We start from the raw sequence: 21,470 nt of genomic DNA on the forward strand, positions 1-21,470 counted from the left end.
ATTTTCCGCTATGCCGCCGGCGCTCCGCGCCTTCGTGCTTTCGTGCCGCGCCCTACGGAAACTCGTCTTGCTTTATTGAACGGTTAGTCATAATATCCACTGCATGAAGCAATCAGGCGATTCGAAACAATCCGCGAAGAAAGCCGGCGAGGTCTGCTCTCGGGGCCGGCCGCGCGAGTTCGACACGGACACGGTATTGGCGAGCGCGAGCCAGGTGTTCTGGAACCACGGCTACCACGCCACCTCGATCGACGACCTGTGCAAAGCCACCGGCCTGTTGCGCGGCAGTCTTTACGGCGTATTCGGCGACAAGCACGGCATCATGCTGGCCGCGCTGGATCACTACGCGGAAGGGTCGGTCGCGCGGCTCGCCGAGCGGCTGAATGCGCCGGTGCCGCCGGAAGAGGCGCTGCGCAACGCTTTGCTGCATTACGCGCGGGTCGCGTGCGCGCTGACCGGCGAACGCAGCTGCCTCATCACCAACACCACGCTGGAAATGCAGCCCGGCGACGAAGAACTGCGCACGCGCGTCGCCGCGATTCAGCGCCGCATGGCCACGCTGCTGGCGGCGTCGGTGATTCGCGGCCAGGCGAGCGGCGCGTTCAACTCCACACTCGACGAAAAAGCCGTCGGCGATTTCCTCCTCTGCGTGATGCAAGGTCTGCGCGTGCTGGGGCGGGTCGCTCATCAGGAAGATGCGCTGACAGGAATCGTGGACGTCGCCATGCGCGCGCTCGTCTAAATTTTTTTGCCGAATTTTTGAACGATCAGTCATGAACAGCGAAGCGATCAAGTCCGCTCCGGCGGCATTCGTTGGACCCCAAGGCGCCGCAGCTTCAGCGGTGACCTGTCCTGGCGCCGCGGCCGCGAGCATGGCAACGGGCGTGGCAACTGACGTGGTAGCAGCGGTCGACAAGGCTCAGCCGCGTTTCGAACGGCAGGGCCTTGCGCTGGCGGTGCTGTTCGTCGGCGCGTTCCTCGCACCGCTCGATTACTTCATCGTCAATCTCGCGCTGCCCTCGATTCACACCGGCCTGAACGCCAGCGACGCACAATTGCAACTCGTCGTTTCCGCCTATGCGTCGGCGTACGCGGTGCTGCTGATCACGGGCGGGCGGCTCGGCGACCTGTTCGGCCGCCGCCGCATGTTCATGACGGGCATGGCGGCGTTCGTAGTCGCCTCGGCGCTATGCGGCTTCGCGACCAGCGGACACATGCTGGTGATTTCGCGGATCGTGCAGGGTATCGCGGCCGCCGTGATGGCGCCGCAGGTGCTCGCGACGATTCGCGCGGTCGTGCCGCTGCATCAGCAGACCAAGGTGATGAGCCTGTATGGCTTCGTGTTCGGCTTGTCGTCGATCGTCGGCCAATTGGGCGGTGGTGCGCTGATCACGTATCACCCGTTCGGGCTCGACTGGCGCATCATCTTTCTGATCAACATTCCGATCGGTATTGCCGCGTTTGTCGGCACGTGGAAGTTCGTGCCGGAGAATCAGCCGGCCACCCGCACCGGCATCGACGTGAAGGGCGTGGCGCTGCTGTCCGCCGTGCTGCTGCTGGTCATCTACCCGATGACGCACGGCCGTGAAGCCGGCTGGCCGGCGTGGACCTTCGTGATGTTCGCGCTTGCCGTCCCGGCATTCGCGCTCTTCGTGATGACCGAGCAGCGCGTCGAGCGCGGCGGCGGCCATCCGCTGGTGGACCTGCAATTGTTCCGCAACCGGGCCTTCGCGTTAGGGCTTGTGCTCGCGTTCCTGTTCTACTGCAATAGCGCGTTTTTCCTGACCTACGGGATCTTCCTGCAAACCGGTTTGCACTGGACGCCGCTCGCATCCGGCATGGCGATCATGCCGTTCGCGATCGGTTTCGTGGTCGGGCCGCTGACCTCGCCGGCGGTGGTCAAGCGCATCGGCGGCCATGTGCTCACGCTCGGTTTTTCGATGATGACGGTCGGCTTCACGGTCACCGGCTGGTCCGCCACCCAGTCGGCCACCCCGGATCTGCTGTTCTATTGCGGACTGGTGTGCGCGGGCGTCGGACATGGTTTGCTGCTGCCGTCGATCATGCGCATCGTGTTACTGGAGGTCGTGCCGGAGAAGGCCGGGCTTGCTTCAGGCGTGGTGTCGTCGACGCTGCAGATCGGCTCCGCATTCGGCACGGCGGCTATCAGCGGCGCGTTCTTCGGCGCGATCGGCGGCCGCGCGGCACCGGGCGATTACGCGCACGCGTTCCAGGTCAGCCTCGCAATCAATGCACTGCTGATGTTCGTGTGCATTGGCCTGAGCGTGCTGCTCGTGCGGCATCAGCAAATCGCGCTGCGCCGCTCGGCGCAACCGGTTTGAAAATCCGGAAGCGGGAATCGTTTTCAACAAAGCTATCGGAAATTATTAGGCGTTTTTTTAAACAGGGCCGATTTTAAGCATGGCGCATTTACCGGTGAGTTAGTCATTCACAGGTAATTTCGCTTGTGGCGGCTCAGAATAAACCCTGAATGGTTCTGGTCGGGGCATTAGATATGACGAAAGACGTTCGTATTTTCTGCTGTCCGCCGGCAGTTCGCCGCTGTAAGTTTTGCGATCGTGCACTGCCGCATGAAGGGGCGGCCTGGCGGGGCATTGAAGGGTTTTCCCGGTTTTGCCCATCGATAGCCCGAGGGTGGAAGCAATTCCACCGTCGATGAAAACGGTATCAATAAAAAGCACTTGCGGCGATTAATTTCGATTGTTAATCTTGGCAAACTTTTTAGCGTTTTCCTTCAGCAGGTCTAAAGTCGAAAAACCCGGCGCAATGACTTAAATACCGCACAACGGTTCCGTAGGGGGATGAATATGCTGACCGCTACCATTGACGCATTCCAGACACCGCCAGCCGCCCAGTTCAATGTCGGCGACGTCGTCACATTGAAGGAAGGGGGCTCGCGCATGACGGTAACGTATGCAGGCCCAGTGGCGCTCAACCCCGGCGACTGGCTGATTTGCGAATGGTTCGACGAACACGGCGAATTGCGCCGCGAGATGTTTTCACCCGCGAGCGTGCGCACCGAGCCGCGCTCGATTCCCGCCGGTTCCGTTCTGTGGAACCGCATGAGCCGCGCGGCCTGAACAGCCCGCGTGGTCGGCCGGTGCTCCGGCCGGCCAGTCCGTTTTCTGCTTCATCCACGCCACGCCAGATTCACTTCTCCGAGCGATCCCGCGTGCTTGCGCGTCGTTGCACGCGCACCAGCAGCGCGGACGAAAACGCTCGCATCCTCACGAGCTTGCGCGTCTCCACGATCTCGCCGGCGATGTTCTTCGGCGGGTTTGGTTGCAACGCCCAATAGAGCGCGAGCAGCCAGCCGAACACGGTCCAGCCGAGGCATGCATTGAAGAGCGCGAGCGTCAGCACGTCATGACGCTTGCGCCGGTCCGCCACCAGGGCCGGCAGAAAATACAGCGCCAGTGCCAGCACCGCGGCGATGGCCTGCACGACGACGTTGCCCTCCATGAAGCGGCTCCCGATACGCGACCTATGCCGCAATTGTCGCGCGATTGTTTTGTTTGCGTAAGCTCGCCGCAAAGGTTGCATGCCGTTCGTGAGACGGCTGCGACGGGCAGTCGCCCTGGTCGTTCACCAAGCCGATGCGCGGCGAGGGGTTCAGCCAATCCCGCATCGGGTCTATCATGATCGTTTCGACAGAACAGATCCCCACGGACCGCCATCATGATCTCCGACGATACCCAGCAGGCCCAACGCATCAACCCCGAGACGCTACGCGAATTCGTGGACCGCAAGTGGAACGACGAGATCGTGCCCGCGCTGACGGACTACATCGCCGTGCCGGCCAAGAGTCCGGCGTTCGATCCCGAGTGGGTCAAGCACGGCTATCTGGAGCGCGTGATCACCGACGCGGCGCAATGGGCCGAACAGCAGCCGGTGCGCGGCCTGAAACTCGAAATCATTCGCTTGCCGGGCCGCACGCCGGTGATCTTCTTCGAGTCGGCGGCGACCCGTTCGGGCAGCGAGGAAACCATCGTGCTGTACGGCCATCTCGACAAGCAACCCGAGTTCGACGGCTGGCGCAACGACCTCGGGCCTTGGACGCCCAAGCTCGAGAACGACAAGCTCTACGGCCGCGGCGGCGCCGACGACGGCTACGCGATCTACGCGAGCATCACCGCACTTGCCGCGCTGGACGCGCAAGGCGTCGAGCGTCCGCGTTGCGTTGGTCTGATCGAAACCTGCGAGGAGTCGGGCAGCTACGATCTGCTGCCGTACGTCGATGCGCTGCGCGAGCGGCTCGGCAAGGTGGGTCTGGTCGTGTGCCTGGATTCGGGCGCGGGCAACTATGATCAACTGTGGCTCACCACGTCGTTGCGTGGACTGGTCGCCGGCGACCTCGAAGTGCAGGTGCTCGACGAAGGCATTCACTCGGGCGGCTATGGCGGCATCGCGCCGTCGAGCTTCCGCATCATGCGGCAACTGTTCGACCGTCTCGAAGACTCCGCCAACGGCACGCTATTGCCGAAGGGTTTTCACGTCGATATCCCGGCGGACCGTCTGCGTGAAGCGGAAGCCACCGCCCAGATTCTCGGCGACGACGTCTGGAAGAAGCTGCCGTGGGCCTGCGGCCAGGACGGCCGTCAGGTGCTGCCCACCACCACCGATCCGAAGGAGGCCTTGCTCAATTCGACGTGGCGTCCGTCGCTGTCGGTAACCGGCGCGGCCGGCTTGCCCGCGTTGGCCGATGCCGGCAACGTGCTGCGTCCGCGCACGGCGTTCAAGCTGTCGCTGCGTCTGCCGCCGATGATCGAGGCGGAGAAGGCCGTCGCCGAACTGAAGGCGCTGCTCGAACTGGATCCGCCGTACAACGCCAAGGTGACGTTCAAGCCTGACGCCGGCGCGGCAAGCGGCTGGAGCGCGCCCGACCTCGCCCCGTGGCTTGCCACGGCGCTCAACGACGCGTCGCGCCAGCACTACGGTGCCGACGTCGCCTACATGGGGCAGGGCGGCACCATCCCGCTCATGAACGTGTTGAAGGCGGGCTTCCCGAAATCACAGTTCATGGTGTGCGGCGTGCTCGGACCGAAGTCGAATGCGCACGGGCCGAACGAGTTCCTGCACGTGCCGTACGGCAAGAAGCTCACGGCCGCGGTCGCCGAGGTGATCGCCGCCGCGCCTTGAGCCATCTCTTCGACCGTCGTTTGCCCTGAACCCGTCACGTCCGCCGACACTGTGAATGACCGATAACTCGACCGCTCAACTCGCCACGCCCCGGATTCCGGCCGATCAATTGCATGCCTATGTGAGGGCGATCTGGGAAAAGGCGGGCAGCACGCCACGCGAAGCGGAGCTGGTCGCCGATCATCTGGTGGCGGCGAATCTGACCGGTCACGACTCGCATGGCGTGGGGATGATTCCGCGCTATGTGGCGTCGCTCGCCGACGGCGAGCTTCAGTTGAACCTGCATGCCGACGTGGTGAAAGACGCGGGCGCCGTGCTGACGGTCGAAGGCGGCCGAGGCTTCGGCCAGGTGGTGGCGTTCGAGGCCATGGAGCAGGGCATCGAGCGCGCCAAACGCATCGGCATCTGCGCGGTCGGCTTGCGCGGCGCACATCACATCGGGCGCATCGGTCATTGGGCCGAACAGTGCGCGCGTGCCGGTCTCGTGTCGTTCCATTTCGTCAACGTGGCGGGCGATCCGCTCGTCGCGCCGTTCGGCGGCGCCGACCGGCGCATTGGCACGAACCCGTTTTGCGCCGCTTATCCGCGGCCCGGCAAGCCGCCGCTCGTGCTCGACTTCGCGACCAGCACGGTCGCGTATGGCAAGACGCGCGTCGCCTATAACCAAGGCAAGCAGGTGCAACCCGGCGCGCTGATCGATCACGAGGGCCGCGCCACGCTCGAACCCAAAGTCATGCACGAAGCGCCGTTCGGTTCGCTGACGCCGTTCGGCGGGCATAAGGGCTTCGGGCTCGCGGCCCTGTGCGAGATCTTCGGCGGCGCGCTGTCGGGCGGCTTTACCACGCACTCGACCACGCTCGGCACGACCAACGCGATCATCAACTGCATGCTGTCGGTGATCATCGATCCGGCCGCGTTCGACGCGCCCGATGCGCAAGCCGAAGCCGACGCGTTCATCGACTGGGTGAAGGCCTCGCCGCTCGCATCGGGCGTCGACCGTATCTATGAGCCCGGCGAACCCGAGCGCGTGACGCGCGCGCAACGCGAGGCCGAGGGTATTCCCGTGGACGCGGCCACGTGGGCGCAGATTCTCGCCGCGGCGCTGGCCGTCGGGATGAGCGCGGAAGAAGCCGGCCACTGGTCCGCGCGTTTGCAATAAGACGCTGATGCAAAAGCGGCGCGCGGTGGGCCGCCCGCGTTTTATCATGCGAAGCGGATACACCGTCTGTTAGCCCACCAATCAGAGAAAAAACCATTCGTCGCTGATTATTTTCGATTGCATTTTCTAATCGGCGACTATTTCTTTCTTTTTTCGATCCGGCAAGAAATTCAATCCCGGCGCGGGCGCATATTGATTGCCGCCGCGTGCCTTTTTGTGGGTCAATTTTCGCCCATCTTCGGTGCGCAAGCGTTTGCGTGCGCGCCACATGCCATCGATCTTCCTCTTTCCCGCAGAGCGCCTGCTGGCGGGCTTTTGAACGCGGCTTGCATTCATCTGTTGGTTACCCCGCTCCCATCCGATTCCGGTCTGCTTTAGGCTCGCATTGCAATACCAGTGTTTAACCTTAAAAGGACCGTTCAAAATGAATCTGCATAACCACCACGCCTGCCGCCCGTTCCTCGAAGCCGGCAATCTTTCGCAAATTTCGGCTTACTACGAAGAAGGCCGCAACGTCATGTGGATGATGTTGCGGGCGCAGCCGCGTCCCTGTTTCAATCTCGATCTGGTCCATGACATCCTGGAACTCGCGCAGGCAGCACGAGAGTCGGGATTGCCGATCGATTTCTGGGTCACCGGTTCGTTGATTCCGACCATGTACAACGTCGGCGGCGATCTGGATTTCTTCGCGGATGCGATCCGCGCCGGCAAGCGTCAGGCGCTCATGGCTTATGCACGGGCTTGTGTGGATTGCGTGCATGCGGCGTCGCGAGGTTTCGACACGGGGGCGATTTCGATCGCGATGGTGGAAGGCACGGCACTCGGCGGGGGCTTCGAGGCCGCGCTCGCGCATCATTTCCTGCTCGCGCAGAACGACGCACGCATGGGCTTCCCGGAGATTGCGTTCAATCTGTTCCCGGGCATGGGCGGTTATTCACTGGTGGCGCGCAAGGCCGGCATGCGGCTCGCGGAGGAGCTGATCGGCGTCGGCGAATCGCACACGGCCGAATGGCACTACGGCAAAGGTCTGGTCGATCAGCTGTTCGAACCGGGCGAAGCCTATATGGCGACCCGTACTTTCATCGACACGCTCAAGCCGAAAATGAACGGCATCCGGGCGATGCTGCGGGCGCGCCAGCGCGTGCTGCAACTCTCGCGCGCCGAGCTGATGGAAATCACCGAGGATTGGGTCGACGCCGCCTTCACGATCGAGGAGAAGGATCTCGCCTTCATGGAGCGGCTGGTGATGCTGCAGAACCGCCGTACCTCGAACCTGCGCCAGACGGCCAGCGCGGCCAATTTCGGCTGAATTGACCTGGGTTCGAACACAATAAGCCGTAAAGGGGGGCGGTCCGGAAGCTCAGGCGATCAGCCTGAGCTTCTGTCTATCCTGCAACCAGCGTTCGAATTCAGCCGTCGGCATGGCCTGGCCGTACAGGAAGCCCTGCACGTAATCCACGCCCAAGCCCTTCATGAACACTTCTTCCGATTCGGTCTCGATCCCTTCGGCGACCACCTTGAAATTCAACTCCTGCGCGACGGCCACCATGGAGCGCACCAGTGCCTGCGCTTTGGTGTCGGCGTTGATCGAGCGCACGAAGCTGCGGTCGAGCTTGATGACGTCGAGCGGAATCCGGCCGAGCTGCGACAGCGACGAATAACCCGTGCCGAAATCGTCCAGATGAACCTGCGCGCCGAGCTGGCGGAACTGCTTGATCAGATCGATCGCGGCTGTTTCGTCTTCGATCAGGCAGCTCTCGGTCAGTTCGAGATCGATCAGGCAGGGATCGAGATTGGCGGCCTGCAGCGCCTCGCTGAAATGGCGGACCACGGCCGTATCGACCAGTTGCCGCGCCGATACGTTGATCGCGATGCGCAGGTTGTAGCCGTCCGCCTTCCATTTGGCGGCCTGTTTCGCGGCCGTTACCATGACCCAGCGACCGAGCACGCCGATCAGCCCGGACTCTTCCGCGTAACGGATGAACTCGGCGGGCATGATCTGCCCGCGCTCCGGCGAATTCCAGCGCACCAGCGCTTCGACGCCTTGCACCACGCCGGTGGCGAGCGACAGTTTCGGCTGGTAGTGCAGCGTCAGCTGGCCCTCTTCGAGGCCGCGCCGCAGGTTGGTGTCGAGCCACATGTACTCGGCGACCCGGCGGTTCATTTCCGGCGAGAACACGCGGTGCGTGCGCTTGCCTTCGTCCTTGGCGACGTACATGGCTGTGTCGGCCGAACGGATCAGCGACTCGAGGCTGTCGCCGTGTTCCGGATACAGCGCGATGCCGATCGAGCAGCCCGTGTAGACCTCCACGAGCCCGAGGGCGAACGGCGTGCGCATGCGCTCGAGAATGCGTTGCGCGGTGGTTTCGAGTTGGTGCGCCGTACCCTTGGCCGCGAGCACGATAAATTCATCACCGCCCAGGCGCGCGAGCGTATCGCCTTCATTCAGACACTCGCTGATGGCAGACGACACGTCGCGGATCAGGCGGTCGCCGAATACGTGGCCGTAGTGGTCGTTGACCTTCTTGAAGTTGTCCAGATCGAGGAACAGCACGCCGACCGCTTCGCCCGGCGCGGCGTCTTCGATGGCGGTGCGGATTTTGTCCTGGATCGCGTTGCGGTTCGCGAGCCCGGTGAGCGAGTCGGTGTTCGCCAGTTCGGTGAGGCGTTCCTGCGCGAGCCGTTCCTCGGTGATGTCGGTGCCTGAGCAGATCAGGAATTGCTCCTCGACGCCGCTGCCGCTGTGGACGAACTTGTTGCGGAACAGAAAGAGCCGTTCGCCATGCACCGTCTTGACGCGCCGCTCGACTTCGTACGACACGCCGCGATTGAAGAAGCCTGCAATGTTCTGGCTGGAGGCCGCGCCGTCTTCGGTGGACATGAACAACGCCCATACGTTGCGGCCGATGATGTTCTCTTCCTTGACGCCCGTGAGTTCTTCGGCAAGACGGTTGAAGCGTTGTATTCGGCCATGCCGGTCGACGATCACGACGACCGAATTCACCTCGGACACGACCTGCTCGGCGAACGAGAGGCCGTGAACCAGATCGCGGGCGACGGATTCGGTGTCGTCATAGGCCGAGGCGGTGCCGGCCCAGCTGTTGCTGCTAAGCTTTTTGCCGACCAGATGCAAACGCAGCGGTTCGCCGAACAGCCGCACGTCGAGGACGAGATGCGAGGTCACGCCGGTGAGGCAGCGGATTTGCGAGGCCTGCTGAGGATTCAGCGGAATGGCGACATTGGCCGGCACGTCGCCGGTGACGGGCGTGAGTTCTAGCGCGTTGCTGTCGTTCGACAGACGCCAGCATGGGCTGCTTGTGCCGAACTGGGCATAAAGCACCTGCTCGTGTTGGTCGTCGTTCATGAGATCCCCGGGCGGTGTGTGCCGGTGGCCGCCGTGAAGGCGGAGTCGGCAAACAGTCTTCATCATACTTAAGACTGTCCCCATTGTAGCGAAGCGATTGGAATTAGGGCTTATAAAGATTAACGGTCAGTAAGACTTCCATCTTTAGGGCTTTTTCAGGTGCTTTTTTACGCGCTCTTCCCCGCGCTCTTCCCGTCAGGCACAGGTGATTTACGGCAACCCGCGCCCATTCTAAACAGCTAAAACCGTCGCGCCAGCCACGCGCGAGCCTTTTCCCTTTCGACGGGAACCGCTTCCAGCGACGGTTCGAACCAGAAAGTCCCTGACACGAGCGTGGCCACTACAACGCCGTCGCGATACAGAATCCGGTTTCCCGTCACAGCGGGCACACGTTCGCCGACCAGCAAAGTGCCCGCGAGGTTCAACGGATCGGTCCCGGCGACACACACAAAAGCACCGTCGTTCGCATGCCGCCGCACTTCTCGCAGCACGGGAATCGCTTCGGGCAGAGCAAATTGTTCGCCGGCGAGACCATTCACGAAGCGCCCGCCGCGAATCACGCCACGCGCTTCGAGCCGCTGAAAAACCCGCAGCAGGTCTCGCCACGGCGGCAGCCACTCGGCCTCGCGTTCGAGCAGACGCCAGAACACCACTCCGTAACGGCGCAACAGCGTCAGCGCGACATGCTCCAGCACTTCGGGTGGGAACTGCCGGCGGCGCTCCGGCACGGTCTCTGATGCCGCAGCAGCGCTGGGCCGGCTGACCAGCGCCCAGCGTCCGGCGTCGTCCATGCCGCCGATCAGCGCACTCGAACGCGCGCGCCGGTTGCTGGAAAACGAGTTGCGTTTGGCGACGGGCTTCAGCAAGGCGCGCAAGCCGGCAAAACTGTCGGAATTCACGATCCCCGCGGCCACCAACTCGCCCAGCGCGCTCTCCAATTCCATACGCAATACGCGAACTTCGGCGAGCAATTCGTCGAAGAACATTGCGCCGTGTTGCACGAGCGTGTCATACACGCTTTGCGCGCGCGCCGACAACTCCGGTTGCTTCGACGGATCGAGCAACGCGCTCCACACGCGGACCTGTGCGCGTGGCAACAGCACGATCGGCGTACTGCGGACCGGCCCGGTGGCGCCACGCGCGCGTTCCGTCAGGCGGGTCCAGACTATCTTGCCGGCGCGGCATAGTTCGTCGAGCGAAGTATTCGCGTAGGCCTTCACGCGCGTGGGCAGAATGTCTTCCTCCCATGCGCCCGCCGCGGCCTGGTAGCCTTCGAGCTGTTCGAGGACCGCGGCCAGCGCGTCGCGCCCCTCGCTGCGCGTGTCCGGCGTCAGATGCTGCCACTCGAACAGAAAGCGCATGAAGTCGTGCCGTTCCACCGGCTCGATTTCGCGCCGCAGGCGTTTCACCGTGTAGCGGTGTATCCGCGCGAGCAGGTGCCGTTCGCACCATTCTTCCTCGGCGGCTTGCGGCGTGAAGCGGCCGCGCATCACGTAGCCTTCGGCTTCGAGGCGCGTGAGGCTCTGTTCGACCGATGCCGCCGGCAACTTCAGCGCTTCAGCGATCGCGCCGACCGGCAACGGGCCAAAACCGGTCAGGCGCGCACGGAGCACGTCGAGCAGGGCGTCGTCGGCGTTCCAGGTCTCCGTGTAGCCTTTCGGCGCGGCAACGGGCGGCGCCAAGCGGGCGTCGGGATAGAGCGATTGAAAACAGGTCAGGCGTTCGACAGGCAGCCACACGGCTGAGTCGCCGGCCAGTTGCAGGCGAGTGGCGCGGCCGGATTCGGCCAGCGACGCGAGCCATGCCGGCCAGCCTTCGTTGCGCCGCGCTTCGGCCTCGGTGATACAGGCGAGGCCGCTCAACGCTTCGTGCATCTCGTCGGCGTTGCGCGCCTGCGGCCATGCTTCGTCGCGCACGCTGTCGATGGCTTCGGCATCGAGCGCGCCGAGATCATCGGCGCTCGACGGGTCGGTCCAGCGGCGGTTCAGCACGGCTTGCGTGCGGCGCTCCTCGATTGGCGCGTCGTCGAGATAGGCGTACGGTTTGGCGTTGAGGATTTCGGCGGCGAGCGGCGAGGGCGCCGGCAAATCGCGCGCGACCAGTTGCACGTCGCCCTGTTCGATACGGCGCAGCAGCGCGAGCCAGCGTTCGCTGTCCATCGCGTCGTGTAAGCAGTCGTCGACGGTTTGGTTCACTAACGGATGATGCGGCAGCTCGCGTTCGCCGACGACGTTCTCCAGACACGCAGCCTGCTCGGGAAACACGTTCGCCAGCAAATCTTCGCTGCGCATGCGCTGCAATTGCGGTGCGGTTTTGCGCCCGCCGGTGTAACGCGGCAGACCGAGCGCGGTGGTCGCGTTCCAGCGCCAGCGCACGCCGAACAGCGGCGCATCGAGCAGCGCCTGAATCAGCAGATGCTCGGCGCTGTTCGAATGCAGATAGCGCCACACGTCGTCGAGCACGAAGGAATGGCTGCCGGTCAGCGACAGCACGATCGCGTCCTCGGTGGCCGCCGCTTGCAGCTCGAAGTTGAAGGTCCGGCAAAAGCGCTTGCGCAGCGCGAGGCCCCACGCGCGGTTGACCCGGCTGCCGAACGGCGCATGAATGACGAGCTGGGTGCCGCCGGATTCGTCGAAGAAACGTTCCATGACCAGCGTGTTTTGCGTGGGCAGCACGCTGAGCGCGGCGCGCGCGCGGGCAAGATAGTCGACGATCTGGCGGGCGGCGGCTTCGTCGAGATGGAGGTTGTCGACGAGCCAGTCGATCGCGTGGTCGATGCGGGCGGGGAGCGTTTCGACCTCGGTGCCGGTCGTGTCCGTCAAACCGGCCGCCGTTCCCACGCCATCTAGAAGACGCCCAATCTGTTCGCGCAATCGCGCGACGCCGAACGACAGTTCGTCGCTGCGCCCCGGCGCCTCGCCAAGCCAGAAAGGAATATTCGGCGGCTGGCCTTGCGCGTCCTCGACACGCACGCGCCCGCTTTCGATCCGCAGAATCCGGTACGACGCGTTGCCGAGTTGAAACACGTCGCCAGCCAGACTTTCGACGGCGAAATCCTCGTTGACGGTGCCGATATTGATCGCCTGCGGTTCGAGCACGACGGCATAGTCGGCGTTCTCGGGAATCGTGCCCCCCGACGTGACGGCGACCAGCTTGCCGCCGCGCCGGCCGCGCAGCGTGCCGCTCACGACGTCGCGATGAACATAGGCGCCGCGCGGACCGTTGCGGCTCGTGTAGCCTTCGGCGAGCATGCGCAGCACGGCGTCGTATTGTTCGCGTTCGAGGTCCGCGTACGGCGCCGCGCGCCGCATCAGCTCGAACAGCGCGTCCTCGCTCCATTCCGCGCTCGACACTTCCGCGACGATCTGCTGGGCGAGCACATCGAGCGGCGCGCGCGGAATCCACAGCGCGTCGAGTTCGCCGCGTCGCACGCAATCGAGCAGCGCGGCGCATTCGATCAGATCGTCGCGCGAATTCGGAAACAGCCTGCCTTTCGGCATGCCGCCCACGTGATGGCCCGAGCGTCCGACGCGTTGCAGGAACGGTGCGATCGCGCGCGGCGAACCCATCTGGCAGACCAGGTCGACGTCGCCGATATCGATGCCGAGTTCCAGCGAAGCGGTGGCGATCAGCACCCGCAAATCGCCGCGTTTCAGGCGCTGCTCGGCGTCGAAACGATGCTCCTTGGCGAGACTGCCGTGATGCGCGGCGACCACGTCCTTGCCCAGCCGCTCGGTCAGATGACGCGCGGCGCGCTCGGCCATGCGGCGCGTGTTGACGAAAATCAGCGTGGTCCGGTGCATCGCCACCAGCTCGGCGAGACGGTCGTAGACGCGCTCCCATACCTCGTTGGGCATCACCGCTTCGAGCGGCACGGGCGGGATTTCGAGCGCGAGGTCCCGTTCGCGGATATGACCCACGTCGATGATTGCGCAATCCGCGGGAATGCCGCTGTCGATGCTGCCGCCGCCCACCAGAAAGCGCGCGACCGCGCTTACCGGCTTTTGTGTCGCCGACAGGCCGATACGCGGCAAGCGCCGCTGGCATAGCGCGTCGAGCCGCTCGAGGCTGAGCGCGAGATGGCTGCCGCGCTTGCTGCCGGCGAGCGCGTGAATTTCGTCGACGATCACCGTGCGCACGGTCGAAAGCATGCGGCGGCCGGAGTCCGAACCGAGCAGCACGTAAAGCGATTCCGGTGTCGTCACGAGAATATGCGGCGCGCGCTTCTTCAACGCGTTGCGTTCCTGCTGCGTGGTGTCGCCGGTGCGCACGGCGGTGCGGATATCCAGCGGCGGCAAGCCGCTCGCGTCGAGTTCCGCGGCGATGCCTTGCAGCGGCAGTTGCAGATTGAGGCGGATGTCGTTGGAGAGCGCCTTCAGCGGCGACACGTAGACCACCAGCGTTTCGTCCGGCAATGCGCCGCCGCTGGCGAGGCCTTGCTGGACCAGATCGTCGAGCGCGGACAGGAAGGCGGTGAGCGTCTTGCCCGAACCCGTCGGCGCGGCCACCAGCGTGGAGCGGCCACGGCGAATCTGCGGCCACGCGGCGGCTTGCGCGGCGGTCGGCGCGGGGAAGGTCTTGAGGAACCAGCTCGCGACAGCCGGATGGAAATCGGCGAGCGCGCCGGCCGTCGAGAGCCCGATGGCGGGTGTCGCGACGGATGCATTGGCGGACGCCGCGCCCAAGGCGGCGGTAGTGGAAGCCGAAGTCATGCTCGCGTAGATGGGGGCGGGGCGTGCCATATCCAGAGGGCGCCTAAGGCAACCGGTTGCAAGGATCAGGAACCAGTCTGGCAGGTTTCCACGGGTTTTGCCGAGCGCTACAGATCGGCATTTATGTCGCAATGGAGAGCCTGCGCTACGGCAATTTTTGCCGCGGGGCACAGCTTGCCGCTCGCTCTGCCGGATTTTGCCAATTGCAGTACTCTCTACGCCTCACCCATCCACGAACCACGTTGGAGTCTCGACGATGCGATACAACCAGTTGGGCCGTACCGGTGTGTTTGTTTCAGAATTATGTTTGGGCACGATGACCTTCGGCGGCGGCGGGGGCATCTGGAAGCAGATCGGCGATCTGCAGCAGGGGGACGCGGAGCGGCTGGTCGGCCGGGCGCTCGACGCGGGCATCAATTTCATCGACACAGCCGACGTCTACTCGGAGGGCCTGTCCGAACAGATCACGGGCCAGGCGCTGAAGAACCTCAAGGTGCCGCGCGACAAAGTGGTGGTGGCCACCAAGGTCTTCGGCCAGACGGGCGAGTTTCCCAATGCGCGCGGCGCCTCGCGTTATCACATCATCGACGGTGTGAAGGCGAGCTTGAAGCGTCTGCAACTCGATCACGTCGACCTGTATCAGATCCACGGTTTCGATCCGGCCACGCCGATCGAGGAAACCATGCGCGCACTCGACACGCTGGTGCAGCACGGCCATGTTCGCTATGTGGGCGTGTCGAACTGGGCCGCGTGGCAGATCGTGAAAGCGCTCGGCATTTCCGAGCGCCTTGGGCTCGCGCGTTTCGAAACGCTGCAGGCGTATTACACGCTGGCGGGCCGCGACCTCGAACGGGAACTCGCGCCGATGCTGCACAGCGAAGGCCTCGGCCTGATGGTGTGGAGTCCGCTTGCGGGCGGCTTGCTGAGCGGCAAGTATGGACGTGAGCAGCAGGGCGAAACGGGCAGCCGCCGCACGACGTTCGATTTTCCGCCGGTCAATCGCGAGCGCGCTTATGACTGTATCGACGTGATGCGCGACATCGCCGAGGCAAAGCGAGTGTCGGTCGCGCAGATCGCGCTAGCGTGGCTGCTGCATCAACGGGTGGTGACCACGGTGATCGTCGGCGCGAAGAAGGTCGAGCAGCTCGACGACAATATCGCCGCGACGGGCGTTTCGCTCACCGCCGATGAGCTTGCGAAGCTCGATCAGGTCAGCACGCTGCCCGCGGAATATCCGGGCTGGATGCTGGAGCGGCAAGGTGAGCCACGCCGCAAGCAGCTTGAAGAGGCGCGGCATCCGGCGGCGTAGCGGCAGCCGTCAGCGAAGCCAACCGCAGCAAGCCGACGCCGGCTGGACACCGCGTGAGAACAGCACGGACTGTGAACGCGGTGCCTGGTCGTCGCATCCCCCCGGCGCGATTGGCGGAGCGGGCGCCTATGCGGCTGCGGCCGCATCCGCTGCGTCGGCTACTTAAGCGGCTCGCAGTGCGGCCGCTTATTCCGCCGCGCCTTGGGCTGCTTCAGCCGCCTGCGCCGTATAAGCCGCGGCGGCATCCATCGTGCGAGCCGAGTACACCATCGCGGCGCCCGCATTGATCGCGACCGCCACGCCCAGCGCTTCGGCGATTTCCTCGCGCGTCGCGCCATGCTTGAGCGCTTCGGCGGTGTGCACGGTAATACAGCCGTCACAACGCAGGCTGACCGCCGCCGCAAGCGCAATCAGTTCGCGCGTCTTGGCCCCGAGCAGGTCCTTCTTCTGGCCGGCGCTCGACAACGCCTGATAGCCCCTGACGGTGTCCGGCGACAGTTTGGCGATCTCGCCGATCCGGCCGAACAGTTCTTGACGGTAATCGATCCAGTTCAACATGGCAGTGCTCCTTGGTCTGTTGCGCGTCGGCGGGTGCCGGCGTCGTGAGACAAGTATTGCGCTGCGCCGCGATATCCTGAATACTCGATTCGCTCAACTTTTAGCGCGATCGTCTCATGGATACGCTCAGCCGACTGATCGACCTCGCCCGCCCGCAAGCCAGCCTCGATCTGCGTTGCCTGCTCTCGGGCGCTTTCGATATCGATCATGGCCGGGAGGAAGCGGGCATTGCGCCGTTCCACCTGGTGCTGGACGGCGCATGCGTCGTCGAAACCGCTGACGGCGCGCAGCGTGCATTGCACGCGGGCGACTTCATGCTATTTCCACGCGGCGCGGCGCATCGTGTGCGCGATGTGCAACGCTCGGCCGCCACTGCACCGGTGACGCAAGGCCATGACGGCATGCTGCCTTTACGGCGCAACGACGGCCATGACGGCGCCCACGTCCCCGCCGACCTCGATCTTCTGTGCGGCCGCTTTGTCTACTCGCCCGGTTCGTCGGCCTTGCTGCTGAACGCGTTGCCCGATCCGTTCCATGTCTCGCTCGGCGGCATGGAAACGCTGGACTCGTTGCAAACGGTGATTGCGCTGATGCGCAGCGAGGCCGAACGACGGCAGGCGGGCGCCCTCGCGATCGTCACCGCCTTGAGCAACGCGTTGCTCGCCATGGCGCTACGGGTGCACGGCGAGCAGAACGCATCGGCTTCAGGCGTGCTCGCGCTGCTGGCCGACGCGCGCCTTGGCGCTTCCGTGCAAGGCATGCTAAGCGCTCCCGAACGGGCGTGGACCATCGCCGAACTCGGCGAACTCGCCGCCATGTCGCGCGCGACTTACGCACGCCATTTCAACGAGCGCGCGGGCATGACGGTGATGGACTTTCTCACGCAGATCCGCATGACCATCGCGTGCGATCTACTGCGCCGCACGCAGCGCAGCGCGGCCGAGATCGGCGAGGCGGTCGGCTATCAATCGGAGGCCGCCTTCGGCAAGGCGTTTCAGCAAAGCGTCGGCATGCCGCCGGGACGCTACCGGCGTCGGCCGCAAGAGAACGATGGGGCGGAGAACTAGTTACGGTTTGCCCGGCTTGCCCGGTTTGCCGAACCAGCGCCGTTCGATCCATGACATCAGGAAGGCCACCAGCAGTGCGCAGATCGTGCCGAGCGTCACTTCGCCGAGACGCATGAGGGCTTTGTCCCACGCGGGACCCATGCCCGGCACCAACAGCATGATCGTCGCCGTAATGCCGCCCAGACGCGCCGCGCTGCCGACGTTCAGGACCCAGCACAGGGCGATCGCGACACCCACCGTGGCGGCATAGGCCGCGAAATAGCCCTCGCCGAACGTGGCGCCCACGAGTCCGCACAAGCCGCCGACCATCGCGCCAATGAATTGATCGCGCGACAGGTTGCGGGTGTCGACGTAGCTATGCTGGCTGACCGCGATGGCCGTAATGGCGGCCCAGAAGGTCTGCTCGGTATGCAGCAAGCGGCCGATGGCGACGGCGAGACTCGCGCCGGCGACCGCCTGCACGGCCATGAAGCCACCTTCGATCAGGCGCTCGCCGAGCGGCAACGACTTGAGAAAGGCAAACAGCGAGTTGGTGGCGCTCGCCCGTGCCGTGCGTCGGGAATCGTCGGGTGGGGTCATCGAAGGTGAGAAGGTTTATTGCAGCATGAAGGTCCCGTATTCTAGCGACTCCAATTGACGGTCGAGCAGAGACCGGCGTGCCGGCACCGAACGGGCCAAGCCGTGGCGCTGGAGCGCGGGATCGAGTGGCAGCGTGATTGCCGTGAAGAACACGCGGAGTCCGGCGAAGGCGGCCATCAGACCTGCGACTACATGCTTCGGCATTCACGTGTTTGAGCGATCGTGACTAACCTTCATGACTGCGCAGCCGGCGATACCAATTCATCAACGGTGTCGCCGAGACGCCGTGAATCACCACCGACGCCGCGATCACAGCCAGCGTGAGCGGCACGAGCGGAGCGACGTCGGCAGCGGCGCCGTTTTCGAGCGCGTACGCCAGGTAGTAAAACGAACCGATGCCGCGTATCCCGAACCAGCTCATCAAACGCCGTTGCGTCGGCGTCGCGCTCGATCCCACCAGCGACAGCTCCACCGATATCGGCCGCACGAGCACGAACAGCGCAGCGGTCAGCGCGATGGTCTGCCAGGTGAAGAGCGGCGTGTGCATCGTGGCGAGCACGTTGCCGACCATCGCCATGACGGCGACTTCGGCGATGCGTTCGAGTTCGATCGTGAAGCCGAGCACCGACTCCGTCATATAAGCGTGCGCTTTGCTCGGATTCGCCGCGGTCGCTTCGACGTCTTCCGAATCGACGGTGCCGATGGTTTCGCGAGGCGACTGGCCGCCGCTCGCGCGATGTTCGACACGGCGCATCGCGACACCGGCCGCGAACACGGCCAGGAAACCGTAGGTATGCGCGAGTTGCGCGGCGCCGAACGACAGTTCGATCAATCCGAGCGCGAAGAAACCCTCCAGCCCGAGCGCCTGCGCGTGGCGCGTGCGCAGCCACGCCACCGCGTGCGTCGTGGCCCAGCCAAGCACGCCGCCTATCGCGATCGCGCCCGCCACGCCCCACACGATGCTGCCCGCGAGTTCCAGGTTCAACAGGTCGCCCGCTTCGGCGGCGGGCGCCGCGCATAAGGCCAGGCCGAGCATCGCGAAGGGCAGCGCGATGCCGTCGTTCAGTCCGCCTTCGCCGGACAGCGCGAAGCGCAGCAGGTCGTGGTCGCCGGGGTTGTGCACTTGCACGTCGTGCGCCAGCACCGGATCGGTCGGCGCGAGAATCGCCGCCAGCAGCAAGGCCGGCCCCCAGCCGAGATGCAGGACGTACACGCCGAACAGCATCAGCAGCGGAATGGTCGCGAGCATCGCAAGGAAGCCGAGACGCAGCGGCACGGTCCAGAGTTTTTCGAGCATGCCGAGCCGCAGCCGCAGACCGATGGCAAACAGCGAGACGAGCAGCGCGACTTCGGTGATGGTACGCAGCAGATGTGCGTCGGCGATCATATCGAGGCGCAACAGGCCGATACCGGGCGGCCCGAGAAAGTAGCCGATCGCGAGATAAAACATGGCGGCGCTGATGGGTAGCCGCCGCAGCGCCGTTGCCGCCAGGCCCATAAAAACGAGCACGGCGCCAACGATGAGAAACCACAAAGTTTCGTGCATGAGCATCCGGTGAGGGCCCGCATACGCGTACCGTATGCGTGGCCGGTTGAAGAAAGGTGCGCCGGAACGCGTCAGTCGCTGACGCGTCATTTCAAGGCGCGCGTCCGAATGCTTCGCGCAGTTTGCGCTTGGCTTGCTGCAAGGTGTCGCGGCGCGTTTTCGGCAGGTTCCTGCCGGCGCGATTGATATAGAAGTTCAGCATCGACATCGCCGACTGGAACGGCGTGCCTTTGCGGCGGCGGCTTTTGGTGGACGACTGCTTGAGCGATTGCGCGATCGACTCCGCGCTGCCGGTTTTGAAAATATCGTGCTGGATATCCATCGCGTCACTGGTTTCCATCACGTGATGCGACCATTTCTTCGGGCTTTTGGCGCGATGCGCCGCGTGTGCCTGGGCGTGCCGCTGGCGTGGCGGCCGGCCCGACTTGCCGCGCGCGACGGGGCGTTTGGACTTGCTGGTGGATTTCCGGGTGGCCATGATGGCGCCTCCTCAACGGGTCGTGCGCGCTGATCGAGCTTATTGTGCGCTCAAACTGAAACGCGCCGGCTGCCGCGATGGCGGCATGCCGGCGCATCGGCGCGGACGCGGGTGACCGGTTGCGCTCGCGCGCGTCCGCCGCGAGCCTGCGTTACAACTTCAGCCCGCCAGCCTCCGGCGCGTCCGACGACGCGGGCGGAACGTCGCCGACACCGTAGTCGTCGCGGCGCGCATACGAGTCGCGACCCCAGTAGGGTTCGCTGCCGTAGTACTGATGCACGGACGTGGCCCACGTCTGGTCCGCCATGGATGGCCAGTGGTCCTTGTCGAAGCCCGGTGCGTTCTTCACGCGCTCAGCGGTCATGTTCAGCACGAAGCACTTGCGCCCGGTATCGAGCGTCAATGCATGCCAGGGGATGGCGAGCAGCTTGTCGCCGATGCCGAGAAAGCCGCCGCTCGAGAGCACGGCATACGCAACGCGGCCCGAGCCGACGTCGAGCATGATGTCCTTGATCTTGCCGATGTCCTCGCCGTCGCTGCTGAGCACCTTGTTGCCGTCGAGCGTGGCGGCGGCCATCACGTCCGGGCCGGGACCGTCCGCGGTCGCGCTGCCCTTGCCGACGATTCGGGCGCCTTGGTCTTGTCGCAGGCCGGCTTGTGTCTGTGTCTGGTTCAGCATGATGAGCCTCCTCTACAGGTAAGTGTGTGCAAGGCTGAGCAACCGGCGTTCCTTCCAATTCCGGACGGGGTGCAGCGGCGCAGTGGTGTGATCCTTGGTTGAAGCTCGTCTGCGTTTGCAAAGAGCGCGTGTGAAGCGTCACGCTGAACGCGTAAAGCGTGCTGGCGCGTTTGAAAATATTTCGTCGGGATAGATAGACGAGGAGAACTGAGAAAGTGCGTTCACGGGTTGGCGGCAACATGGCCTGCCACCAGCATACCGGTACGGCGCCGCTATGAGGCATAGCCCTTGCTGACTGTTCAGGCAGCAGCGCGATCAATCACGTACGAACGCTGTCTATGTGGTCCATCTATCCTCGGAGACTTCAATGAAATATTCAAAAGCACTGCTGGTATCGGCACTTTTCGCCATGTCGGGGGCGGCGTTCGCGCAAGCGGGCGGTGGCAACGGTAACGGCGGCAATGGTGGCTCCGGCGGCTCGGGCAACGCGCACGGCGCGGCGACCGCAGCGCCGACCACGGATGGACAAGCCGCATCGGGCGCGATGGGTTCCACTGGCTCGAAATCCCATCACATGTCGAAGACAAAAGCCAAGAAGGCGAAGACCGATTCCACCAATATGCCGGGGGCGGATGCGAGCAGCGATACGAAAGGCCAGTGAGAGCACTCTGTCGAGCGGCGGGGCCATGACGAAGGGTCGGGCAGCTTTCCGATCAGTGAGGTGCAATCGGCGCGAGCCCAGCGCCGGTTCTTTCGGAATCCCGATGGGCGGGGAAAAAATCAACGCCTAAGAACGGGTAGTATCGGAGCAGTGGAATGTCGGCAACTACGGAGACACTGCTCCGCCTGTATCGATGCG

General features: G+C 64.3%; 19 protein-coding genes. 9 read left to right on the forward strand and 10 right to left on the reverse strand.

Annotated features, from left to right (window positions below; genetic code table 11):
* Positions 1 to 103 precede the first annotated feature (103 nt).
* The 3 genes from ACQKRQ_RS05305 to ACQKRQ_RS05315 all read left to right on the forward strand — a co-directional run bounded on the left by ACQKRQ_RS05305 (position 104) and on the right by ACQKRQ_RS05315 (position 3,101).
* Positions 104 to 742: a TetR/AcrR family transcriptional regulator gene (locus tag ACQKRQ_RS05305; protein WP_427475520.1), complete on the forward strand. Its 639-nt coding sequence runs from the start codon at positions 104 to 106 to the stop codon at positions 740 to 742.
* Positions 743 to 773: 31 nt separating this feature from the next.
* Positions 774 to 2,342: an MFS transporter gene (locus tag ACQKRQ_RS05310; RefSeq protein ID WP_427475522.1), complete on the forward strand. Its 1,569-nt coding sequence runs from the start codon at positions 774 to 776 to the stop codon at positions 2,340 to 2,342.
* A gap of 486 nt (positions 2,343 to 2,828) precedes the next feature.
* Positions 2,829 to 3,101: a YodC family protein gene (locus tag ACQKRQ_RS05315; protein ID WP_132377418.1), complete on the forward strand. Its 273-nt coding sequence runs from the start codon at positions 2,829 to 2,831 to the stop codon at positions 3,099 to 3,101.
* A gap of 70 nt (positions 3,102 to 3,171) precedes the next feature.
* On the opposite strand, the gene ACQKRQ_RS05320 is transcribed toward ACQKRQ_RS05315, so the two are convergent.
* Positions 3,172 to 3,483, reverse strand: coding sequence for a superinfection immunity protein (locus tag ACQKRQ_RS05320; protein WP_408179982.1), 312 nt, complete (start codon positions 3,481 to 3,483; stop codon positions 3,172 to 3,174).
* A 216-nt stretch (positions 3,484 to 3,699) separates the two neighbouring features.
* Between ACQKRQ_RS05320 and ACQKRQ_RS05325 the strand changes: the two genes are divergently transcribed.
* On the forward strand, positions 3,700 to 5,160 hold the full coding sequence (locus ACQKRQ_RS05325) for a M20 family metallopeptidase (protein ID WP_132377416.1): 1,461 nt from the start codon (positions 3,700 to 3,702) through the stop codon (positions 5,158 to 5,160).
* Positions 5,161 to 5,215: 55 nt separating this feature from the next.
* Positions 5,216 to 6,319, forward strand: a complete 1,104-nt coding sequence (locus ACQKRQ_RS05330; protein ID WP_132377415.1) for a malate/lactate/ureidoglycolate dehydrogenase — start codon at positions 5,216 to 5,218, stop codon at positions 6,317 to 6,319.
* 126 nt (positions 6,320 to 6,445) lie between these two features.
* On the opposite strand, the gene ACQKRQ_RS05335 is transcribed toward ACQKRQ_RS05330, so the two are convergent.
* On the reverse strand, positions 6,446 to 6,742 hold the full coding sequence (locus ACQKRQ_RS05335) for a hypothetical protein (RefSeq protein ID WP_427475525.1): 297 nt from the start codon (positions 6,740 to 6,742) through the stop codon (positions 6,446 to 6,448).
* Position 6,743: 1 nt separating this feature from the next.
* Between ACQKRQ_RS05335 and ACQKRQ_RS05340 the strand changes: the two genes are divergently transcribed.
* Positions 6,744 to 7,628: a crotonase/enoyl-CoA hydratase family protein gene (locus ACQKRQ_RS05340; protein ID WP_132377413.1), complete on the forward strand. Its 885-nt coding sequence runs from the start codon at positions 6,744 to 6,746 to the stop codon at positions 7,626 to 7,628.
* Between the two features lie 51 nt (positions 7,629 to 7,679).
* On the opposite strand, the gene pdeR is transcribed toward ACQKRQ_RS05340, so the two are convergent.
* Together pdeR and ACQKRQ_RS05350 are read right to left on the reverse strand one after the other, a co-directional pair.
* Positions 7,680 to 9,683 (reverse strand): cyclic di-GMP phosphodiesterase, encoded by a 2,004-nt coding sequence (gene pdeR, locus ACQKRQ_RS05345; RefSeq protein WP_132377412.1) that lies wholly within the window; start codon positions 9,681 to 9,683, stop codon positions 7,680 to 7,682.
* Between the two features lie 239 nt (positions 9,684 to 9,922).
* Positions 9,923 to 14,425 (reverse strand): DEAD/DEAH box helicase, encoded by a 4,503-nt coding sequence (locus ACQKRQ_RS05350; protein ID WP_427475528.1) that lies wholly within the window; start codon positions 14,423 to 14,425, stop codon positions 9,923 to 9,925.
* A gap of 226 nt (positions 14,426 to 14,651) precedes the next feature.
* Here ACQKRQ_RS05350 and ACQKRQ_RS05355 point away from each other — a divergent pair, with 226 nt between their 5' ends.
* Positions 14,652 to 15,704, forward strand: coding sequence for an aldo/keto reductase (locus ACQKRQ_RS05355; protein WP_408179988.1), 1,053 nt, complete (start codon positions 14,652 to 14,654; stop codon positions 15,702 to 15,704).
* A gap of 186 nt (positions 15,705 to 15,890) precedes the next feature.
* Here the strand turns inward: ACQKRQ_RS05355 and ACQKRQ_RS05360 are convergent, their stop codons facing one another.
* On the reverse strand, positions 15,891 to 16,262 hold the full coding sequence (locus ACQKRQ_RS05360; protein WP_408179989.1) for a carboxymuconolactone decarboxylase family protein: 372 nt from the start codon (positions 16,260 to 16,262) through the stop codon (positions 15,891 to 15,893).
* A gap of 116 nt (positions 16,263 to 16,378) precedes the next feature.
* Between ACQKRQ_RS05360 and ACQKRQ_RS05365 the strand changes: the two genes are divergently transcribed.
* Positions 16,379 to 17,329, forward strand: a complete 951-nt coding sequence (locus ACQKRQ_RS05365; RefSeq protein ID WP_132377408.1) for an AraC family transcriptional regulator — start codon at positions 16,379 to 16,381, stop codon at positions 17,327 to 17,329.
* Here the strand turns inward: ACQKRQ_RS05365 and ACQKRQ_RS05370 are convergent, their stop codons facing one another.
* From ACQKRQ_RS05370 to ACQKRQ_RS05390, 5 genes are all read right to left on the reverse strand, one after another.
* On the reverse strand, positions 17,330 to 17,908 hold the full coding sequence (locus ACQKRQ_RS05370; protein WP_408434084.1) for an FUSC family protein: 579 nt from the start codon (positions 17,906 to 17,908) through the stop codon (positions 17,330 to 17,332).
* Positions 17,909 to 17,923: 15 nt separating this feature from the next.
* Positions 17,924 to 18,112, reverse strand: coding sequence for a hypothetical protein (locus ACQKRQ_RS05375; RefSeq protein WP_427475531.1), 189 nt, complete (start codon positions 18,110 to 18,112; stop codon positions 17,924 to 17,926).
* 22 nt (positions 18,113 to 18,134) lie between these two features.
* Entirely contained in the window at positions 18,135 to 19,454 is a 1,320-nt protein-coding gene (locus tag ACQKRQ_RS05380) for a cation:proton antiporter (RefSeq protein ID WP_427475533.1), read from the reverse strand.
* Between the two features lie 91 nt (positions 19,455 to 19,545).
* The gene (locus ACQKRQ_RS05385; RefSeq protein ID WP_132377406.1) at positions 19,546 to 19,932 is read right to left on the reverse strand and encodes a DUF3175 domain-containing protein; all 387 of its coding nucleotides are present in this window, start codon (positions 19,930 to 19,932) and stop codon (positions 19,546 to 19,548) included.
* A 151-nt stretch (positions 19,933 to 20,083) separates the two neighbouring features.
* On the reverse strand, positions 20,084 to 20,611 hold the full coding sequence (locus ACQKRQ_RS05390; RefSeq protein ID WP_427475535.1) for a PRC-barrel domain-containing protein: 528 nt from the start codon (positions 20,609 to 20,611) through the stop codon (positions 20,084 to 20,086).
* Positions 20,612 to 20,978: 367 nt separating this feature from the next.
* On the opposite strand from ACQKRQ_RS05390, the gene ACQKRQ_RS05395 reads away from it, so the two are divergent.
* The gene (locus tag ACQKRQ_RS05395; protein WP_427475536.1) at positions 20,979 to 21,272 is read left to right on the forward strand and encodes a hypothetical protein; all 294 of its coding nucleotides are present in this window, start codon (positions 20,979 to 20,981) and stop codon (positions 21,270 to 21,272) included.
* The last annotated feature ends 198 nt before the right edge of the window (positions 21,273 to 21,470 follow it).

The organism is Paraburkholderia sp. NPDC080076, assembly GCF_050281145.1.
In the GTDB taxonomy this organism is placed as follows: domain Bacteria; phylum Pseudomonadota; class Gammaproteobacteria; order Burkholderiales; family Burkholderiaceae; genus Paraburkholderia.